We start from the raw sequence: 18,310 nt of genomic DNA, 5'->3' as shown, positions 1-18,310 counted from the left end.
TTTGCACAACCAACTTTTTTAAATTCTCACTGTGAAATCAGTTTGCCCCGTCAATCATAACTAAGCCAAAACGCCCTGTTGAAAGTCACGAAGTGCCTGATTAATTTCCTCTTCAGTGTTCATGACAAAAGGCCCGTATTGTACTACAGGTTCATTGATTGGCTCACCACTCACAAAAATCGCCCTAGCAACTTCAGTAGTTGTTAAGGTTAATTGGTCGGCAAAATCCAATACGCCCAACTGGCCTTTTTTAAGGGTTTTACCGCTAATGTCAACTTCGCCCTCATACACATATAAAAAGCCGTTATGGGTATTTTGGGTAGCCAGCATCAGTGACTCATTTGCTACCAAATGAAAGTCAAAAAATTGAGGTTTAACAGCTTGAGTAGTGACCGCGCCTTCTTGACCGTGGTAATTGCCAGCCAATATCCTTATCAACGAACCTTTATCGCTAGTTAACTCTGGTATGTTTGTGGTTGGGATATCTTGGTAGCCCGGTTCTGACATTTTTTCAATCGCAGGTAAGTTTACCCATAATTGAAAACCACGCATTTTACCTGCAATTTGTTTCGGCATTTCTTCATGAATAATACCTTTACCCGCATTCATCCACTGCAAGCCACCATCTTCAATCAGCCCCTCATTACCTACAGAGTCCTTATGTCCCATTTTACCATTCAACATATAGGTAACTGTTTGAAAACCTCTGTGCGGATGTTTTGGGAAACCGGCAATGTAATCTTGGGCTTCTTCTGAACCAAACTCATCCAACATTAAAAAGGGATCAAGCCTTTGCAGTGAAGGTTGCCCTAACACTCTTTTTAATTTCACGCCTGCACCGTCTGAGGTCGACATACCTTCGACAACTTGTTTAATTGTTGTTTCGTTTAACTTAGTCATTAAAATTTCCCACAGAAGCAAATCAACCTTGCTGTTGTTATACACTTAACGAAGTCAATTTGGTTCAAATTATAATTAGCATGATGGTTTTGTAATTAACTAAAATGTAAAAAAAACCGACAATGGTAAATACAAGGTAGACCGAATAGTTATCATTTCTGTCTTCGCAATTGCAAAAATCAACAACAACTAAGTTTTTCACTTCACCCTAGCACTTATATTCACCAGATAATTTGACTGTTAATAAAGATAATAAAAAGCACCATTAACTCAAAAGTCGTCATAGTGCGCGGGTTAAATCTAACAGATGAAATCACGCCAAAGCTTAAGGCGGTGATTGAACCAAGGGTTAACAGCCAACCAAGAATGTTTTTCGAGTTAAAGAAGACCAAGCCAATGCCAAATATAAGGGGATCATGATTATGCCGCCAGTGACGGCACGACTGATAGGTCTGATTAAGTCTGTGGTGTCAGACTGCAATATATCTAGCTTGATCGCTTCAGGTGCTTGGCCACTTGAGCTAGGTTTTGCTGCGTTTGAGTTGTTAGGTCGCCTTCGCCGTTTAAGCTTTATTTGCGACTAAACGTGCTGCAGATATGTTGCCAACGAGAAGTTTTTATCCACCCTAACGGTAAGTATTCTCGCTTCAACTACGTAGAGACTACCTGCCTTTTAGTTAAAGGCAGGTATGTAACACAATCTAGTTTAGATTATTTTTAACACCGGCAATTAAGGTATTAAGACGCTCTGCATTTTTTCCTATATCACTCATGCCAACGCGGGATTTACTGCGCGCATCGAGCATGGTCATCTGCTCTGCGCTTTGAATACGAATAACCACATCATCAACAAAACCAAACCAAGTGGTGGTGTCGTAAGCTTCAATCAAACCAAGTGATTTATCAGAAGTGACCACTTCTAGTCCCATACTCTTAACGGCCGCTAAAGCTGCATCAAATACCTGTTCTGTTGTTTGCGGATATTTTTGGGTTTGTAATTCAGGGTATGCTTTGCGCTGTTGGCTAGCTATTTCTTCACCTTGATACGCAGCAGGATTCGGAGCATCAGCCCGCAGTGCTAGAATTGCCATGAATTTTGGCGGGTTAACTAAATCAGTTGTAATATCGTGAATAGGCGGTACTGACTTGGCTTTATTCATCATGCTTAGGGGCATAAAAATTGCCACAGCAGCACATAAAACTGCAACTCCAGTAACTGGCCAAGAGATGGTTTTGCGCATAAAAATGACTTGAATTAGCGCCAGGACAATAGCCACAGCACCCACTATTAGTGCAATTCGCATAGCTAAAAATGCGTTCATCAGGCCAAGTATTTCTGCTTGATATAAGGGGCCAGAAGCTAGCAACAATAATAAAGCCAAAATACCTGCAATTAACGTTAGAATTTTCATAAAACAATGTCCTTTAAATAAGTGTCCTGAAATTTATTAACACGATGATAATATAGAATTTAATTATATATTTCTAATTGATTCACTTAAAGGAATACCATCACTCACTATGATAAATAATACGTGGATTAAGCTAGGCGTTTTCATTACCGTACTCGCCGTAATGATGCTTTGGGAAGGACTAAAACCCAACCGGGTGTCGCCAGTTAGCATAGGTAAACGCTGGTTTAGTAATTTCTCCATGATTTTACTTGGGTCAGTGGTGGCTAGATTGATGATACCAACAGGCTTGGCGGCTATGGCTATCTTCGCCCAAAGCAATCACATTGGTTTGTGGAATCATGTTTCAGCTAGTGTTTGGCTAAGCATCCCTATCTCGGTATTATTATTTGATTGTTTAATTTACTGGCAACACCGACTTTTTCATCGGATTCCACTGTTTTGGCGCATTCATAGGGTTCACCATGCGGATCCTCATCTCGACGCATCAACGGGGTTGCGATTTCATCCATTAGAAATAGCCCTGAGTTTAGTCGTGAAAATTTCTGCTGTATTGGTATTGGGCGCTCCTGTATTAGCTATTTTGATTTTTGAAGTATTACTTAATGCCACGTCTATTTTCAATCATAGCAACATTAAACTTGCTGTTAAGCTCGACAAGTTATTGAGAACGTTAATCGTAACTCAAGCGATGCACCGCATTCATCACAGCCAGGTTGTAGCTGAAACAGACAGTAATTTTGGTTTCAACTTATCTATATGGGACAGGCTATTTGGTAGTTATATAGAAGAAGCCCAGAACGGCGACGATGGTATTAAATTGGGCCTGAAAGAATATTCAAGCCCTCAAACTAATACCAGTCTGAAAGCTTTGTTGTTGATGCCGTTTAAACAAAAGCCACACTAAGTAACCGAACAAGATAGAGATTTTTATCTTTAACATAGATAACTCACCGCTAGACCTTACAACCCGCAGATTAAGACTGCGATCAAATTGCCAGACAACACTGTGCCCAAACATGCTTAAATCTGCTTCGCTAGATCTAGAGGTATCTGCAGGGCCTGCTGCCAATATCAAGGAAGTTGAGCAAACGCTGCTTTCATATGGGCTGCAAGTCGATCTCGCGTCTGATGGACAACAATGTATAGAGGCCCTTAAACACGCAGACTATGATCTGGTGTTTATAGATTTACATATGCCAAATATCGATGGATTCGAAGCCTGCTCAATAATAAGGCTGACAAATCCCGATATTCCTATCGTGGCTCTGACCGCCGCGGTATTAAAAGATGAAGTTCAAAAAGCGTTGGATGCTGGCATGAATTCACATCTCGCTAAACCACTCGATCATGACCAGTTAGATAAAGTCCTGAATCGATACCTCATGTCTAAAGGCAATCCTTGACAACTCACTGCACTATAAAAGATTGCAGCTGACTGCAGAACAATCTCATTAATTTAACAATCGATAACAGCAACAGACCTTAAACGAACGTTCAATACCATTGCCCATAGATAATTAGCCCATCAGGAAGTGCCAGTGCTTAATCAATAGTCGCTCTGCCATCAAGTTTATAGACCTTGCCACCTTTCATAACCATATCAACGTTTTGCAGTAAGTTAATGTAACGAAGTACATCACCTTTTACAGCAATAATATCGGCGTATTTACCTTCAGTAACCGTACCCGATTTATCATTGACGTTCATTAGTACGGCCGGCCAATAAGTTGCAGCTCTTATCGTATCCATTGCCGATATATTCATTTCGTTAACCCAAAAGGCCATGTCATTCCACGTACTTTGACAATGAAATTTAGTGGGGATACCGCTATCAGTACCTATTAACATAACAACACCTGCGTCTTTGAGTTGTTGGATTTTGTTTTTAAGCGTCGGCTTACGTAGTGGCGTGAGTTGCATATAATCCAACTGTCCCACGTTGTTTAAAGATGCCTTAATATCTTTTATGGTGCTTGGCTCCAATCCTCTATGCCAACATTTCATCAAGGTTTACTTGAGTTATGATTTCCCAATACCCTAGTTCCATATCCAAAGGAACAAAGTCAACATCTGCTTTAGCCTGACTAGCAATAACAATAAAAAAGAAGACAAATATTTTTTTCATGACAATCCTGTTTAATGAAGTTCTCGTTCTGCACTTTACCGTTTTTAGCCTAGCCTGATAAGTGTTTGGTAGCCCGTCACAATTCTCACTCCAGCCGTTATGCTACAAGCTGCAGTATAGACTAATGCGATAGGTATAAAGTTCTCTGGAAATAAACAAAACAAACACAACACCACTATGGTTTCAAAACCTTCGGCTAAGCCCCCCATATAATGCATACTTTTATTCGGGTATTGGGGATTGTCGATTTTGTGTTTGCTGGCCATGACGGCAAAGGCTAAGAAACAACTGCCGGTGGCGGTGAAAGACAACATTAATAAGCTGCCGGCTACTGCATTTTGTTCTGGGTGGCTGACAATAAAAGCAAAAACAATGGCTGAGTAGAAAATAAAATCCAAGCTAATATCTAAAAATCCACCGGCATCTGTGGCGCGAGTTTGTCGGGCAACTGCCCCATCTAATCCGTCGCACGCTCGATTCAGCAGTATCAATACTAAAGCAAGATTAAATTGTTCAGCAATAATGGCAGGCACGGCCAATATACCTAAAACAAAACCAAAAATAGTGACTTGGTTTGCCGAAATACCCAAGCGTATCAAAGGTTTGGCTGCCAGTGCTAATGGTGGCCTGAGTATTTTATTCAGTAAGGGGTCAATCATCGGTTATTTTTGCTCAGAAGCTTGATAATAATCAGCTAGACATATCTGTTTGGCTGATGCAGGGATGTCTTCTACATCATGAGACACCATGACACTGGGAATGTTCTGTTCTGCTAGTTGTTGGAATGCCCAAGCTCCCATTTGTTCTCGAGTACTGGGGTCTAGTGCTGCAAACGGCTCGTCAAGTAACATGACTTGTGGCTGATTGGCTAAGGCTCTAATCAATCCCACTCTTGAACGTTCTCCACCACTGAGGTTTTGTGGGTAACGAGTGGCAAGATGCTCTAAGTTGATTTGTTCGAGCATATTCATAGCCGCAGCGCGTCTTTGTTTTTTAGAGGAGCGCGGCGGCTTTTTTGAAGAGAGCTGTGGATTTTTAGGTAAGGCGAAACATATATTGTCTTGTACATTGAGATGAGGAAATAGATATACATCTTGCATCAATAACCCAACGCGTCTTTGCTCAATGGCCAAATGGGTGATATTGATACCCGATAGTATAATTTGACCTTTAATAGCCACATGCTGCGGGATATTTCCTAATAACCAATGTAATAATGTCGATTTTCCAATCCCGCTGGGGCCAGTGATCACCAGTAATTCACCTTTCTGAACATCAATGTCCGGCAAGGTTATACGCCATGTTTTGGCTTCGATTTGGCAATTAATAATCTCTAGCATCTTGCCCTCCCATACTTCCACGAAATCTACGGGCTAACAACGCCGCAACAAAAAATGCCATAAAAGGTAATATGGATTGTAACAACACATATAGCGCTATTAGGTCTTGCTGACTACCTGAGCCAATAGCGACGGCTTCGGTTGTAATGGTAGGCACTCGCCCAGCTCCCAACATTAGGGTAGGTATATATTGAGCAATACTCACCGAAAACGCTATCGCAAAGGCAGTGAAAATAGCGGGTAATAGTAGCCTAAATCGCACCTGCCACCAGCTCTGCCATGGTGAATACCCAAAACTGGCAGCTAATAATTCATAACGTGGTTCAACACTCTGAAACGGGCCTTTTAATACCAAATATGCATAGGCAAAGGTAAAAGGTAAGTGAGATAAAACAATCCAACCACTATGGTAACCGCCTTGTGACCAAATATGCATAATCTGCCATCCTAATACCATACTCAGTTGCGGTAAAATGATGGCTAACAGCCAATAATAGTCAGGCCAATACTTGCCCTTTTGCCGTTGTAATTCTAATGCCAATAAAGCAGAAGCAACACCAAGCAAACCTGAGAACACACCAATCAGCCATGAATTTTGTAATGGCAAGGCAAAAAATAACCATTCATCTTGCCATAACCTAGTGGTGAGTTGTGTTACAGCGAAGCTATCACTGTGCCAATTGAATCCCAATGACCACAATGCGAATACCAGCACCATCATGGTGGTTAACAGGCCTAACATAGGTAACCAGGCTTTAAATACTGGATTGATTTTACCAATCTGGAAACGACTACCTGTTGTTGCTAACGCCTTACATCCAGCATGAGCAAGCTTTTCATGCCCATATAAAATCAATACTGAAACGGCCAGCAGTATCAGCAACAAAGCGTTAGCCCAAAAAGCGAGAGCCTGATCACCTGCAGCAAAACTGGTTTGCCAACGATAAACTGATACTGCAAATAGCTCAGGTATATTCGGTCCCACTAACAAACTGACATCTACCGCCGATAGGGTATAAGCCGTAGCTGCGAGCAGTGCTAATCGGGATTGTTTGAGTAGTGCCGGGAACACTAAAAACCACCAGCAACGATAATCTTGGTATCCCAAAGCTTGGCCCTGCAACAACCAATATTTGATGGGTAACTGGCGACCAATGGCACTAAAAATCAGTAGAAAAAAGGGCACCTCTTTTATCACTATGGCAATGATCAGGGTGGATAATCCTTTACGAGGTAATCCTGAATCTATAAAAAACACACTACCATCACTGAACAAAAACACTAACCCTAAGGCGATCGCAAGATGAGGTAAGGATAAAAGCGGCGCGAGGTATTTTTCAAAGGACTGTAAACGTCGACTTAAGTGATACTGGCTATACACCATAAACGCGATATACAAGGATATTAAGGTACTAAATATCGCACTGAATAAGGTCATAAAGACTGAAGCAGACAGACCTTGGTACCCTAAGAAAGCCTCAATGTCGGCAAATGTAATATGCTCAGGTGGCCACAAACCAACCACAATGCCTAAGATTGGTAACAATGAAATTAAAAACACCAGCAACCATCCGCTTGAGAGTGCTATTTGCCGTATTCGCGCTAACGGCGCTACCCGCCGTATCGTTGCTGCCATGCGTCCTCAATCAATACATGCCATGAACTGTGAAGTTCGGGATGAGCAGGCATAGTTGCTTTTTCATAGAACAAAGAAGTAATCACGGAAGGGTCACCCCATACACCAGTGAATTTTTCTTTCTGTGCCTTTTCACTCAACATAAAGTTAATCACTACTTTAGCCGCATCTGGGCTAGGCGCCGATTTTGGGACCGCTAGGTTATGACTATTGGTGATCGCCCCATCAGTAAAATAGCGTCTCACGCTCGATTCAGAAATTTGTTGAGTACTTTTTTCTTTTAACCATTGATTTGGGTTAAAACTCACGGTCATTGAAAGCACTTTTTGTTGATACAACAACAGCTGTTCAGCTGCCGAACTCGGAAACGCTTTTCCTTGTTGCCACAAATATGGGTGTAGCTGATCTAAGTATTGCCATAAGACGGGTAATAATTCGTCTTGAGCTTGCTGGGTGGCTGACTGATACAAGTGCGGGTCGGCATCGGTTAAGTTGACTAACAGCTGCTTTAAAAAAGTAGTGCCATGGAATTCTGGTGGCCGAGGATAAGTGACTGTGTTTGGATTTTTTTTCGCAATATCTAACAATGACGTGGCGCTGACTTGTGATTGTTGAAATACCCCATTTTCAGCAATCAAGTTAAATTGACCAATACCCCAAGGTACTTCAAAGCCATCCATCGGCTCACCAAAATCCACTGTGATAGGTAAACTATCTACTACTAAAAAAGCAGCATTGGGAATGGTTGACCATAATTTGCCGAGTAAAAATTCTTGCTGCTTCAGATACGCAAAGTTTTCACCGTTAACCCACATCAAATCAATCGCACTGGTTCGGCCATTTTCAGCTTTGAGTCGAGAGACTGGCTCAGATGGGTCGGTGACTTTAACGTGGATTAATTTTACACGATATTGCTGTGCAATTTCTCGTGTTGCCCAGCGTATATAATCATTGACGGCTTTTGAACCACCCCAAGCGTAAAAGTAGACCGACTGGCCTTTAGCTGCTTTTAGGGTTTGTTGCCATTGGGCACTATTTTCTTCAATAGTGGTGATGCGCTTAAATTCTGGGTTAGCGTTGGCCGTTGCCACAGAAACAAGTACAAAACATACACTAAAAATATTGCTTAAAGATCTAAAAAGTCGAGATGTCATTCAACCGCCAATCATAATCTAAGTAACGAATACTAAAGTTCTGCTTCTGCAACCAAGTCAGTTGCTGAGGATCATCGGCCATATCTTCTTGATAAACCTTAATCAGATCTTTGAGACTATTAAAACCTTGCTGCCCCTTCTCAAAATCTTCACCGTACCATTTGAAAATAGCAGAGAGATACACAAGATTATCGCTTACGTTAATAGAGTTTCGTTGGTCATCAGATAAAAACTGACGTATTTGATCATCTAATTGTGCATTCAGGCTATCGGCGACAAAGGCTTGGTTTCTCAGTGGTGGGCAACTTACTGCTGCACACACCAAGGCGGCATGTATCCGCGGGCGCTCAAACCATACGCGGATCATGTTGTGTTCAATATCATCTAAACTGTGCTTTTCATCGAGCAAAGTAAAAAACGATTTTTTCCATGGGCTAGAAAAAAAGCTGCCTAAATCTTTAATTGATTCTACTTTGCCGCTTTGAAACTTTGCATAGTTCTGATTAATCAGCTGTAGCGTAAAGCCGTTATAGGCATTAATCAAAAAGCTCAGTTGTTCATCGGACGTCCATAACTGGTATTCGTTTTGTTTGACTAAGGATAAGGTCGTCAAATATTCATTTAACTTATCGGGCTGCTTACTAAGCAGCCCATAATCCACCCGAGTTTGCTTTTTATTAGGCGACAACATCACCACGTCACTCAACACTTGAGTCAACATGTGATGTTGATGGTCAAAAGCCTGAGCAATAGCAGAATTCATCAATAAAACTGCAGCCAATAAACAAGATAGGATTTTTCCATTAATATATTTCTCACTCATTTATGAACGACGCCAGGTATGAAAACGCTCGACAAATGCCAGTAGTTTTTCAGGTGTATGGGCTTTTTTCCAGTTCCCTGCAGCGTACTTGCTTGCTTCTGCCATAGTGGGGTAGATATGAATCGTACCGAGAATTTTATTCATACCTAGGTTGTATTTCATCGCTAGCACAAACTCTGCAATGAGTTCTCCTGCTTGCGCGCCTACAATAGTTGCCCCAAGTATTTTATCTTTACCAGGAGGTGTCAGGACTTTTACAAATCCTCGAGCATGATCGTCTGCTAATGCTCGGTCTAACCCGCCTATATCGTAAGTGGTGACTTCATAAGCAATTTCTTGCTCTTTTGCAGCTTGCTCGTTTAATCCCACAGTGGCAATCTCAGGATCGGTAAATGTGGCCCATGGAATAACTCTGTAATCGACTTTGAAGGTTTTAAAGGGTCTAAACAAAGCATTTACCGCAGCATACCAAGCCTGATGTGCTGCGGTATGAGTAAACTGGTATGGGCCCGCAACATCGCCAGCGGCCAATATGTTCGGATATTTAGTTTGTAGCATCTCATTGGTCACCACCACACGGTTGGTTTCAATACCCAATTTTTCTAAGCCAAAACCTTTTAGGTTGGCCATCCTACCCACAGCTATCAATATTTCATCAAAGGGCAATTTCTCTTGTTTACCATCTTTTTCCAACACAATAAACTTGCCTTCAGCGGTTTTTTCAATGGCTGTTGCTGTGGTATTCAAGCGTACGTCAACGCCATCTTTGATTAATTGATCATACAAATACTGGGCTGCATCTGGGTCTTCTTTAGCGAGCAATTGTGGCAACATTTCTACTTGTGTCACTTGTGTGCCTAAACGACCAAATGCTTGAGATAATTCACTACCAATGGGCCCACCACCTAACACCACTAAGCGTTTAGGTTGCTCGGTTAAATCCCATAAGTTATCGGCCGTTAAGTAATCGATATCCTGCAGACCCGGAATAGGTGGCACAAAAGCACTGGCACCCGTAGCAATAACAATATTTTTAGTGGTTAGCGATTGCACGCCATCTGCAGTTTGAATATCAACTTGCCAAGGCGATACTATTGTTGCGCTACCAGTCACTACTTTTACCCCAAGGGACTCATAACGTTCGATAGAATCGTGAGGCTCTATGGTTTTGATCACGCTGTGTACTTGATTCATTACCGCTTTAAAATCAACTTCTGGTGCTTGGTAGTTCACACCTGAATTTGCAGAAATTTTATGCACATGTGCCATCTTACTGGCATGTAATAAACTTTTTGAAGGCACACAACCTGTATTTAAACAGTCACCACCCATTTTGTGTTTTTCTACTAAGGTGACCGATGCTTTAACCGCAGCCGCAATATAAGCTGTCACTAAACCTGCAGAGCCAGCGCCAATCACTACCATATTGCGGTCAAATGTCTTAGGTTTCTGCCAACCTTTGTATACCCGTTTCTGTTTGATAAAATTCAAAATTAATTTGGCAATAATCGGGAAAATGCCAAGTAACACAAAAGATAAAATTAGTTCTTTGGAAGCAATATCAGACACGGCTTCTATTTCAGCTAGTTGTGTGCCCGCATTAACATAAACCGCAGTACCAATAAGCATTCCCACTTGGCTGACAAGATAATAGGTGACCGTTTTGATGCTGGTAACGCCCATCACTAAATTGATAACAAAAAATGGGAAAATGGGGACTAATCGAAGACTTAACAAATAGAAAGGCCCGTCTTTTTCAACGCCTTTATCAATTGCTTTAATGCGCTCTGAAAAAGTTGATTTGACCCAATCTCTGAGCAAAAACCGTGACACTAAAAATGCCAGCGTAGCGCCGATAGTAGAAGCAAAGGAGGCTAAAAGTAATCCGAAACCTAAACCAAATAAGGCACCTGCGCCTAAGGTTAAAATAATGGCACCAGGTAAACTAAGCGCAGTAGCGGTGACATAAATAACAAAGTAAACGATGAATGCCTGCAACCAATTTGACTTGATGTATTCAGCCAAATCTTGCTGGTGCACTTTTAGGCTCTCGAGAGTCAGATACTGCCCTATATCAAACATAAAAAAGGCGGCGATAAGCATGACAATAATGAGGAGAAGTATTCCTCGTTTAAAATTCATTTGGTTTTATCCTTTGGTTAGTGGCGTTTACCGCACTATTTGATATGTTTTGATACGTCAATGTAGTGGATTATATATTTTATTACTGACTAGAACAGGATATGACCCAAGCATTACTAGTTTTATTTCGTGATAGTGTCAGTAATAATTAATGAATGTTTTTTTTGTGTGAAAAAGGGACGGCTTTAACAATCCCTTTTGCATCCACTGGTTAAGTGCCGGCGCAATACTTCGCACGTCATAAAGAGCGTTGTGAATGTGCCCATGTAAACCTACACCTAAATGACTAGCTAGTTCGCCACTGCATAAATGTGCACCATCAATTTTAGCCTCACGGGCCATCCCATGAAGATTATAAAAATGTGCAGAAAAATTTGGCATTTGAACACCGTTGAGTAAACAGTTATCAATCAATATATGTTTGTCATTACCCAAGAGTAACAAGGCAGCGTGCCTTGAGAACGCTGATCCCAGCATCAATGTCAAATTAATGGAATTATTCCCATGCAAATACCACAACTTCGTCATAGATTAGCCATCTTGTTAGAACCCAAAGCCGACCAAAGTAAGCTCGGAAAAGCCATCGACTTACTGCTAGCATTCCTGATTTTATTGAATGTTGTTGCTGTAATATTAGCAACAGTTCCAGAGCTAGATGCTTTATACGAGCAACATTTTGAGTGGTTCAATATTTTTTCGGTCGTCATCTTTACCTTTGAATATGGCCTCAGAGTTTGGACCTGTATTGAGCTCGACAACCGGCCTATTAGCCATGGTAAAAAACGCTTAAGCTATTTATCTAGCCCAATGGCAATGATCGACTTGATTGTTATTTTACCTTTCTATATCGGCCTGTTTTTTACTATCGATTTACGTATTTTAAGAGTACTTAGGCTGCTACGAATTTTTAAATTAGGTCGGTATTCCAGCGCCATGCAGATGTTAGTGCAGGCATTTAAGCAAGAATACAGAATTTTACTGGCGGCATTTAGTATTTTGTTAATTATGATGGTCCTCGCTGCGTCTGGCATGTATTTAATTGAAAAGGATATTCAGCCAGAAAAATTTGGCAGTATCCCAGATGCCATGTGGTGGGCAATTACGACCCTTACCACTGTAGGCTATGGCGATGTAACGCCGGTTACCCCTTGGGGCAAGTTTTTTGGTGGTACCATTACCTTACTTGGTATGGGTATGGTTGCATTACCAGCAGGTATTCTGGCATCAAGTTTTTCTGAACAAGCCCACCAAAAACGAGAAACGTTTAAGCTAAAAGTTAAACAAGCTTTAGCCGATGGGAAAGTTACCCAGCGGGAGTTGGCCGAACTGGAACTGCTTCGCCATAGTTTAGATATTGACCGAGATGAAGCTAAGATGATGTTTAGCATGATGGATAATCGTAACGCTAAAAAGGCTGTAACTACTTGCCCACATTGCCATAAGCCGATTTAAACACTGTAATTTGGTTACTCTTAAAGTTAACTAGTCCTTGACCCGAGTAGCAAGCTTGCTTATAAATGACATCCATTAAGCAGCAAAGTGCGTTGAATGTCAGTTAAACATCCCATAATCGCTATCACTGGTTCATCTGGTGCTGGTACAACTATGACCACTAATGCTATACGACACATTTTTCGTAATTTGTCAGTCAATGCAGCGGTGGTAGCTGGAGATAGCTTCCATAGGTTCACTCGTCCTGAAATGGAAGTTGCGATCCGCAAGGCGCAAGAACAAGGTCGACACATCAGCTATTTTGGCCCCAAAGCCAACGATTTTGAAATGCTCGAGTCTTTATTTACTGAATATGCAGAAACCGGCATGGGCAAACATCGTCAGTACCTACATACTTTTGACGAAGCCGTTCCCTTTAATCAAATGCCCGGTACCTTCACCCCTTGGCAAGACTTACCTGAAAATACCGACGTGCTGTTCTATGAAGGTTTGCATGGTGGGGTAGCCAACGACGAAGTAAACGTTGCCAAACACGTTGACTTGCTAGTTGGCATGGTGCCTATAGTCAACTTGGAGTGGATCCAAAAAATTGTCCGTGACACCACAGACAGAGGTCATTCTCGGGAAGCTGTAATGAGCAGCATAGTGCGTAGCCTCGACGATTATTTTAAATACATCACCCCACAATTTTCACGAACCCATGTTAACTTTCAACGTGTACCCACAGTCGATACGTCTAACCCTTTTAGTGCCCGGGAAATACCCAGCCAAGACGAAAGTTTTGTAGTGGTGCGTTTTCGCCGTGAAATGAAAAGTGTTGATTACCCCTATTTACTCAAAATGATAGATGGTTCGTTTATGTCCCGCATCAACACCATAGTTGTGCCTGGCGGTAAAATGGGTTTAGCCATGGAGCTGATCTTAATGCCTCTTTTAGAAGAGTTACTGGATAAAAAACGCCGCGCAGGTTTTCAAATGGACTGGGTCAGTGAGAAGTAAGTAGGACTACAACTAATGAATAATGCACCAAAGCTTTCTCTTAAAATCCGCATTTTGATAGGTATTATTGCGGTTCCATCATTAATTTTGACCGCGATGCTAATTTCAATGTTTATCAACCAAACACCAGGAGAGATCAGTTTTTTCGAAGTGGTTTATGCGTTGGTAGGTGTTTTTGCTATGTATATCGCTTTAACAGGTAAAAAATTCTTTTAAGTTCAGTTCCACTGTCAATCTGACTGCCGATGACAAACTTTGTAACAATCCAAATGCTTTGCCAATCATGGCAAGCTTTTGAATTAACAGGCTTTCGCATATAGTGTATTCAATCATGCAATATATTTGGATTAGGTTATGGGACAGGAAACAACAAAGATTTTAGTAGTCGATGACGATATGCGCTTACGCAGCCTATTGGAACGCTACTTAGTTGAACAAGGTTTTCAGGTCAGAGCCGCTGCTAATTCTGAACAAATGGATAGATTGTTAGAGCGCGAAAATTTCCACCTTATGGTGCTTGATTTGATGTTACCCGGTGAAGATGGCTTATCTATTTGTCGTCGTTTACGTCAAAAAGAAAATGGGATCCCCATCATAATGCTCACCGCTAAAGGTGATGAAGTTGACCGCATTATTGGCCTAGAAATGGGTGCAGACGATTATCTACCCAAACCTTTTAACCCCAGAGAATTACTTGCCAGAATAAAAGCAGTACTGCGCCGCAAAACAACCGAAGCGCCGGGCGCACCTTCTCTTGAAGAACAAATAATTGAATTTGGTAAGTACTCACTTAATCTTGGCACTAGAGAAATGAGTGCCGAAGGCCAAGCGATGACTCTCACCAGTGGTGAATTTGCAGTGCTCAAATCTTTAGTGACTCATCCAAGAGAGCCCCTGTCCCGTGACAAACTCATGAACCTAGCCCGAGGCCGAGACTATAGTGCACTGGAACGCAGTATCGATGTACAGGTTTCCCGCTTGCGTCGCATGCTTGAAGAAGATCCTGCCAACCCACGTTACATCCAAACCGTTTGGGGCCTAGGTTATGTGTTTGTACCAGATGGCGAAAGCGCGGCTTAGTAGTCGTGCTTAACACCAGCACTTCACACAACTTAGCATCTGTGCTGAAAACTAAGTGAGATTTCTTCCCAAGAGTGCCTTTGGTCAAACCGTTTTGTTGATTAGCATCTTACTGTTTATCAACCAAATAGCGTCTTTAGTCTCTGTTACCTTTTATTTTGTTAGCCCCAATGTGCGACAACTCAATAATTTGCTTGCTACACAAATCAAGCTAGCTTTTATTGAAGACATTGACAGCCAAAACCCGCAACTTGATCCGCGTTTTTACAAAGCCGCTGGCATGCAGGTATACAGCCAGTCAGAAGCCATTCAAAATGGTTTAGATCAAGCCACTCCCTATCAATTTTGGTCAAGGCAAATATCAGATAGTCTAGGTGGCGAAGCACAAGTGAGAATCACCCATGCCGAGCCTTATTTATATTGGATCAACCCGCCACAAAATCCCGATATTTGGATCACTATTCCTATGGTGGGATTGGGACAAGGCGACGGTTCACCTCATTTAGTTTACCTACTGATGATTGGCATCTTAAGTGTGGGTGGTAGTTTGATTTTTGTACGGCGATTGAACCGCCCTTTAAAAGCCCTACAAGATGCCGCGTTATTAGTAGGCAGGGGGCAAGTGCCTAAACCACTAAAAGAAGAAGGCTCAACTGAATTAATAGCCGTCACCCATGCCTTTAATCAAATGTCTAAAGGCATTAAACAACTTGAAGATGACAGAGCGTTATTGACCGCCGGTATATCACACGATCTACGCACACCTCTTACTCGTATCAGATTAGCGTCAGAAATGTTACCCGAATCCCAAGACTGGGTGAAAGAAGGCATAGTTCACGATATTGAAGATATGAACGAAATCATTGATCAATTTATCGATTATGTGCGCCAAGACCAACAAGAATGTATGCAGGCAAGTAATTTAAATGACCTGATCAAAGACGCAGCACAAGTCAGAAATATAGAAGAAAACCATAGAATTACTTTAAATCTTGAGCCACTACCCATAACGTTAATTAGACGTGTGGCATTAAAAAGAGTGTTAGACAACTTAATCGAAAACGCCTTTCGTTATGGCAGTAACAAAATCGAAATTACGTCCCGGCATAATAAAAAAGAAAAGCAGTTATGTTTTGCTATACGCGACTTTGGCCCAGGGATCCCAGAAGAGCATATACAAAGCCTATTTGAACCTTTCACTCAAGGCGACAAAGCACGTGGTAGCTTAGGCTCAGGGCTAGGTTTAGCTATTATTAAACGCATAGTTGAAATGCACTCTGGAAAAGTCACGTTGCAAAATCATGCTCAAGGGGGCTTAATTGCTAATGTGTCTATTGGCTATCAGGTGATGGGTTAACTAGACTTAAGGATATCCATTTATTAAAGGACTAATAGGATGAGCAAACTTCTTAAACTCACTGTAATAACGATTACTTACGTCGTTTTGTCTAATATGTTTTCGCAAAAAAAGCCTATGAAAAACAAGATCCCCCTCGTGAGCTGACCACCGAACAAGCTGCTGTTGCCTCGGCTAATTATCAAAAATATTGCGTCTTATGCCACGGTGAAAATCGTGAAGGGCACAAAAATGACCACGCGCCGTCGCTGCGTGCTAAAAGTTTATTTGAATCCGGTGTGCCCCATGCAATATTACGCCCCATTTCTTATGGTCGGCAAGGTACCGCCATGGGTGGTTACCTTGATGAAATGGGTGGCCCAATGACACTTGATGAAGTTTGGGATTTAACCTATTGGTTATTTTGGCAATCTGGTGCCCAACGAGTGAAATTGTCTGAAAACCCTGTCGAGGGGTTATCAAAAGAGGCTCAGAGGTATACCAAACAAACTGCGCTTCATGTCATGGGGTGAATGGTGAGGGCATTTCTGCCCCCGCTTTGGGCAATCAATCAGCATTAGCCCATAACAAAGATGAGTTTATTCGTTATGCAATTGAACATGGCCGCCAAGATACACCCATGCTCGCTTTTGATGAAAAATTAACCGTAGCAGATATCGATAGTTACACTCTGGAATACCTGATTTCGGGGAATAGTAAAACCTGATTGGTCATAGCCGAATTTCAAAAACCACTCACTTTCTAACGCCAATAAAGAGCGACTGTGCCCACTATTTAGTACTAGTTGCAATTGACTGGAAAAGACAAAATTTGCCTATAAGACTAAGGGAAGTCCGCGGCCCACTTTCATTCGGAATGTTTAAAACTGGTAGTCTGATACTTTGACTGCTATTTTCGGAGAATCAGAATCACTTTTAAATATGAGAGAGAATGTGTTGATCCCTAAACGGTTAAGCGAACTAGATTGGCGACTATTCCTAGCGTTATCCCTCACCTTTTTTTGGCTCGGATCAGGCGCTTACTATTTAACTGCACACATAGGCTGGGACGAGTTTTCAAAACAACCACTGGACACTTTGGGAAGCTTCCTAGAAGGAGCATTTGCCCCCCTTGCTTTCCTTTGGTTAGTGGTAGGATTCTTTTTACAGCAAAAAGAGTTATCAAAAAACAACGAAGCCATGCATCAACAGCATATTGAGATGCAAAAAAGTGCACAACATGCAGCTATTCAAACTAGTAGTATTCAGATCAGTGTTCAGCACTCCCAGCAACAATCATTTATCCGCATGTACGAAATGGTCAGAGTTACCTTGGGTTCTGTTGTTGGTATGCTGTATATCTCTAGTCAGGGCCCAAGAGGGGTTGGATTAATTGATTCAGATAAAATGAGCAAGTTATGGTCAGAAATGGTTAATGGAGACGCAGAAATGTTTAGCCGCCGCTTTTTACTCCTCAGCGCAACCGATGAAGAAGATATGTACGATTTACTGTATGGCACAGAAATAAGAGCTCGCCACAGCAATAATTTTGTCCGTCAATACGCGCGGCTTATTGACGGAGCAAAAAAATGCGACCCTGAAGGAATGTTAACAGATGCAATTTGCGATAGTGCTCATGGCAGGCTTTACGAAATCATGCTCGAGATCAATGATGCTGCATATTCTCCACAAAAAAGCTAAGCTGCTCGCTGACCCACATGCAAGCCGTCAACGAGTGCATGATGTACCTCTACCGAGACTGGTATGGCGATTTCGTTGTGATTTTTTTGTATTTTCCCATCACTATTCTGGGTATCGAATCATGTTCGCTTTGCTTTTGGGCATGAGAAAAGCTGCTGAAATGTAACCAAGGTGGCGCAGTTTACCCTTAGACATCAAAGGATATTTC

The 18,310-nt window shown here is 41.8% G+C and carries 23 protein-coding genes and 1 pseudogene; 11 read left to right on the top strand and 13 right to left on the bottom strand.

Annotated elements, in window-relative coordinates; genetic code table 11:
• Positions 1-60: 60 nt before the first annotated feature.
• Positions 61-900, bottom strand: coding sequence for a pirin family protein (locus CXF95_RS16335; protein ID WP_101199673.1), 840 nt, complete (start codon positions 898-900; stop codon positions 61-63).
• A gap of 221 nt (positions 901-1,121) precedes the next feature.
• A pseudogene (locus CXF95_RS30775) lies at positions 1,122-1,336 on the bottom strand (hypothetical protein); the annotation flags it as partial.
• On the opposite strand from CXF95_RS30775, the gene CXF95_RS29630 reads away from it, so the two are divergent.
• The gene (locus CXF95_RS29630) at positions 1,323-1,484 is read left to right on the top strand and encodes a hypothetical protein (protein WP_157828165.1); all 162 of its coding nucleotides are present in this window, start codon (positions 1,323-1,325) and stop codon (positions 1,482-1,484) included. The pseudogene CXF95_RS30775 and the gene CXF95_RS29630 overlap by 14 nt on opposite strands.
• A 117-nt stretch (positions 1,485-1,601) precedes the next feature.
• Here CXF95_RS29630 and CXF95_RS16325 read toward each other — a convergent pair whose 3' ends face one another.
• Entirely contained in the window at positions 1,602-2,312 is a 711-nt protein-coding gene (locus CXF95_RS16325) for a DUF1499 domain-containing protein (RefSeq protein WP_101199672.1), read from the bottom strand.
• Positions 2,313-2,421: 109 nt separating this feature from the next.
• Between CXF95_RS16325 and CXF95_RS16320 the strand changes: the two genes are divergently transcribed.
• Positions 2,422-3,219: a sterol desaturase family protein gene (locus tag CXF95_RS16320; RefSeq protein WP_101199671.1), complete on the top strand. Its 798-nt coding sequence runs from the start codon at positions 2,422-2,424 to the stop codon at positions 3,217-3,219.
• Between the two features lie 112 nt (positions 3,220-3,331).
• Entirely contained in the window at positions 3,332-3,718 is a 387-nt protein-coding gene (locus CXF95_RS16315) for a response regulator (RefSeq protein WP_232787885.1), read from the top strand.
• Between the two features lie 139 nt (positions 3,719-3,857).
• Here the strand turns inward: CXF95_RS16315 and CXF95_RS16310 are convergent, their stop codons facing one another.
• The 9 genes from CXF95_RS16310 to CXF95_RS16275 all read right to left on the bottom strand — a co-directional run bounded on the left by CXF95_RS16310 (position 3,858) and on the right by CXF95_RS16275 (position 12,063).
• On the bottom strand, positions 3,858-4,319 hold the full coding sequence (locus tag CXF95_RS16310; RefSeq protein WP_232787884.1) for an amidohydrolase family protein: 462 nt from the start codon (positions 4,317-4,319) through the stop codon (positions 3,858-3,860).
• Positions 4,303-4,440, bottom strand: coding sequence for a hypothetical protein (locus CXF95_RS29625; RefSeq protein WP_157828164.1), 138 nt, complete (start codon positions 4,438-4,440; stop codon positions 4,303-4,305). Before CXF95_RS29625 ends, CXF95_RS16310 begins: the two co-directional genes overlap by 17 nt.
• A gap of 44 nt (positions 4,441-4,484) precedes the next feature.
• Positions 4,485-5,099, bottom strand: a complete 615-nt coding sequence (locus tag CXF95_RS16305; RefSeq protein WP_101199670.1) for a CDP-alcohol phosphatidyltransferase family protein — start codon at positions 5,097-5,099, stop codon at positions 4,485-4,487.
• Between the two features lie 3 nt (positions 5,100-5,102).
• Positions 5,103-5,780: an ATP-binding cassette domain-containing protein gene (locus CXF95_RS16300; RefSeq protein WP_101199669.1), complete on the bottom strand. Its 678-nt coding sequence runs from the start codon at positions 5,778-5,780 to the stop codon at positions 5,103-5,105.
• Entirely contained in the window at positions 5,764-7,416 is a 1,653-nt protein-coding gene (locus CXF95_RS16295; RefSeq protein WP_232787883.1) for an ABC transporter permease subunit, read from the bottom strand. Before CXF95_RS16295 ends, CXF95_RS16300 begins: the two co-directional genes overlap by 17 nt.
• Positions 7,392-8,570 carry an ABC transporter substrate-binding protein gene (locus CXF95_RS16290; protein WP_101199668.1) on the bottom strand — a complete coding sequence of 393 codons (1,179 nt, stop codon included), beginning with the start codon at positions 8,568-8,570 and terminating at the stop codon, positions 7,392-7,394. Before CXF95_RS16290 ends, CXF95_RS16295 begins: the two co-directional genes overlap by 25 nt.
• A complete protein-coding gene (locus CXF95_RS16285; protein ID WP_101199667.1) occupies positions 8,551-9,393 on the bottom strand; it encodes a DUF547 domain-containing protein in 843 nt (280 codons plus the stop codon). Before CXF95_RS16285 ends, CXF95_RS16290 begins: the two co-directional genes overlap by 20 nt.
• Positions 9,394-11,535 (bottom strand): FAD-dependent oxidoreductase, encoded by a 2,142-nt coding sequence (locus CXF95_RS16280; RefSeq protein WP_101199666.1) that lies wholly within the window; start codon positions 11,533-11,535, stop codon positions 9,394-9,396.
• 138 nt (positions 11,536-11,673) lie between these two features.
• Positions 11,674-12,063, bottom strand: coding sequence for a hypothetical protein (locus tag CXF95_RS16275; RefSeq protein ID WP_157828163.1), 390 nt, complete (start codon positions 12,061-12,063; stop codon positions 11,674-11,676).
• On the opposite strand from CXF95_RS16275, the gene CXF95_RS16270 reads away from it, so the two are divergent.
• From CXF95_RS16270 to CXF95_RS16240, 8 genes are all read left to right on the top strand, one after another.
• Entirely contained in the window at positions 12,040-12,987 is a 948-nt protein-coding gene (locus CXF95_RS16270; protein ID WP_101199664.1) for an ion transporter, read from the top strand. The genes CXF95_RS16275 and CXF95_RS16270 overlap by 24 nt on opposite strands.
• 96 nt (positions 12,988-13,083) lie before the next feature.
• The gene (locus tag CXF95_RS16265) at positions 13,084-13,986 is read left to right on the top strand and encodes a phosphoribulokinase (RefSeq protein WP_101199663.1); all 903 of its coding nucleotides are present in this window, start codon (positions 13,084-13,086) and stop codon (positions 13,984-13,986) included.
• A gap of 15 nt (positions 13,987-14,001) precedes the next feature.
• Positions 14,002-14,202, top strand: coding sequence for a hypothetical protein (locus tag CXF95_RS16260; RefSeq protein WP_101199662.1), 201 nt, complete (start codon positions 14,002-14,004; stop codon positions 14,200-14,202).
• Positions 14,203-14,340: 138 nt separating this feature from the next.
• Complete coding sequence (gene ompR / locus CXF95_RS16255) at positions 14,341-15,066, top strand: two-component system response regulator OmpR (protein WP_101199661.1); 726 nt, start codon at positions 14,341-14,343, stop codon at positions 15,064-15,066.
• Positions 15,067-15,121: 55 nt separating this feature from the next.
• On the top strand, positions 15,122-16,423 hold the full coding sequence (envZ, locus tag CXF95_RS16250; protein WP_101199660.1) for a two-component system sensor histidine kinase EnvZ: 1,302 nt from the start codon (positions 15,122-15,124) through the stop codon (positions 16,421-16,423).
• A 143-nt stretch (positions 16,424-16,566) separates the two neighbouring features.
• Complete coding sequence (locus CXF95_RS16245; RefSeq protein WP_232787927.1) at positions 16,567-16,935, top strand: c-type cytochrome; 369 nt, start codon at positions 16,567-16,569, stop codon at positions 16,933-16,935.
• Complete coding sequence (locus CXF95_RS30770) at positions 16,932-17,129, top strand: hypothetical protein (protein ID WP_232787882.1); 198 nt, start codon at positions 16,932-16,934, stop codon at positions 17,127-17,129. The genes CXF95_RS16245 and CXF95_RS30770 overlap by 4 nt, the downstream gene beginning before the upstream one ends.
• Positions 17,130-17,355: 226 nt before the next feature.
• Positions 17,356-18,102 carry a hypothetical protein gene (locus CXF95_RS16240; protein ID WP_157828162.1) on the top strand — a complete coding sequence of 249 codons (747 nt, stop codon included), beginning with the start codon at positions 17,356-17,358 and terminating at the stop codon, positions 18,100-18,102.
• On the opposite strand, the gene CXF95_RS30765 is transcribed toward CXF95_RS16240, so the two are convergent.
• On the bottom strand, positions 18,099-18,167 hold the full coding sequence (locus CXF95_RS30765; protein WP_232787926.1) for a hypothetical protein: 69 nt from the start codon (positions 18,165-18,167) through the stop codon (positions 18,099-18,101). The genes CXF95_RS16240 and CXF95_RS30765 overlap by 4 nt on opposite strands.
• Positions 18,168-18,310: the final 143 nt, after the last annotated feature.

This window comes from Paraglaciecola sp. MB-3u-78 (assembly GCF_002835935.1).
Lineage (GTDB): Bacteria > Pseudomonadota > Gammaproteobacteria > Enterobacterales > Alteromonadaceae > Paraglaciecola.
This window is presented reverse-complemented; position numbering and strand designations above follow the sequence as displayed.

Excerpts from the sequence above, each read along its gene's own strand:
- CXF95_RS16335 (WP_101199673.1), bottom strand. The coding sequence starts at position 900 with ATGACTAAGTTAAACGAAACAACAATTAAACAAGTTGTCGAAGGTATG.
- CXF95_RS29630 (WP_157828165.1), top strand. The coding sequence starts at position 1,323 with ATGCCGCCAGTGACGGCACGACTGATAGGTCTGATTAAGTCTGTGGTG.
- CXF95_RS16325 (WP_101199672.1), bottom strand. The coding sequence starts at position 2,312 with ATGAAAATTCTAACGTTAATTGCAGGTATTTTGGCTTTATTATTGTTG.
- CXF95_RS16320 (WP_101199671.1), top strand. The coding sequence starts at position 2,422 with ATGATAAATAATACGTGGATTAAGCTAGGCGTTTTCATTACCGTACTC.
- CXF95_RS16315 (WP_232787885.1), top strand. The coding sequence starts at position 3,332 with ATGCTTAAATCTGCTTCGCTAGATCTAGAGGTATCTGCAGGGCCTGCT.
- CXF95_RS16310 (WP_232787884.1), bottom strand. The coding sequence starts at position 4,319 with ATGAAATGTTGGCATAGAGGATTGGAGCCAAGCACCATAAAAGATATT.
- CXF95_RS29625 (WP_157828164.1), bottom strand. The coding sequence starts at position 4,440 with ATGAAAAAAATATTTGTCTTCTTTTTTATTGTTATTGCTAGTCAGGCT.
- CXF95_RS16305 (WP_101199670.1), bottom strand. The coding sequence starts at position 5,099 with ATGATTGACCCCTTACTGAATAAAATACTCAGGCCACCATTAGCACTG.
- CXF95_RS16300 (WP_101199669.1), bottom strand. The coding sequence starts at position 5,780 with ATGCTAGAGATTATTAATTGCCAAATCGAAGCCAAAACATGGCGTATA.
- CXF95_RS16295 (WP_232787883.1), bottom strand. The coding sequence starts at position 7,416 with ATGGCAGCAACGATACGGCGGGTAGCGCCGTTAGCGCGAATACGGCAA.
- CXF95_RS16290 (WP_101199668.1), bottom strand. The coding sequence starts at position 8,570 with ATGACATCTCGACTTTTTAGATCTTTAAGCAATATTTTTAGTGTATGT.
- CXF95_RS16285 (WP_101199667.1), bottom strand. The coding sequence starts at position 9,393 with ATGAGTGAGAAATATATTAATGGAAAAATCCTATCTTGTTTATTGGCT.
- CXF95_RS16280 (WP_101199666.1), bottom strand. The coding sequence starts at position 11,535 with ATGAATTTTAAACGAGGAATACTTCTCCTCATTATTGTCATGCTTATC.
- CXF95_RS16270 (WP_101199664.1), top strand. The coding sequence starts at position 12,040 with ATGCAAATACCACAACTTCGTCATAGATTAGCCATCTTGTTAGAACCC.
- CXF95_RS16275 (WP_157828163.1), bottom strand. The coding sequence starts at position 12,063 with ATGACGAAGTTGTGGTATTTGCATGGGAATAATTCCATTAATTTGACA.
- CXF95_RS16265 (WP_101199663.1), top strand. The coding sequence starts at position 13,084 with ATGTCAGTTAAACATCCCATAATCGCTATCACTGGTTCATCTGGTGCT.
- CXF95_RS16260 (WP_101199662.1), top strand. The coding sequence starts at position 14,002 with ATGAATAATGCACCAAAGCTTTCTCTTAAAATCCGCATTTTGATAGGT.
- ompR (WP_101199661.1), top strand. The coding sequence starts at position 14,341 with ATGGGACAGGAAACAACAAAGATTTTAGTAGTCGATGACGATATGCGC.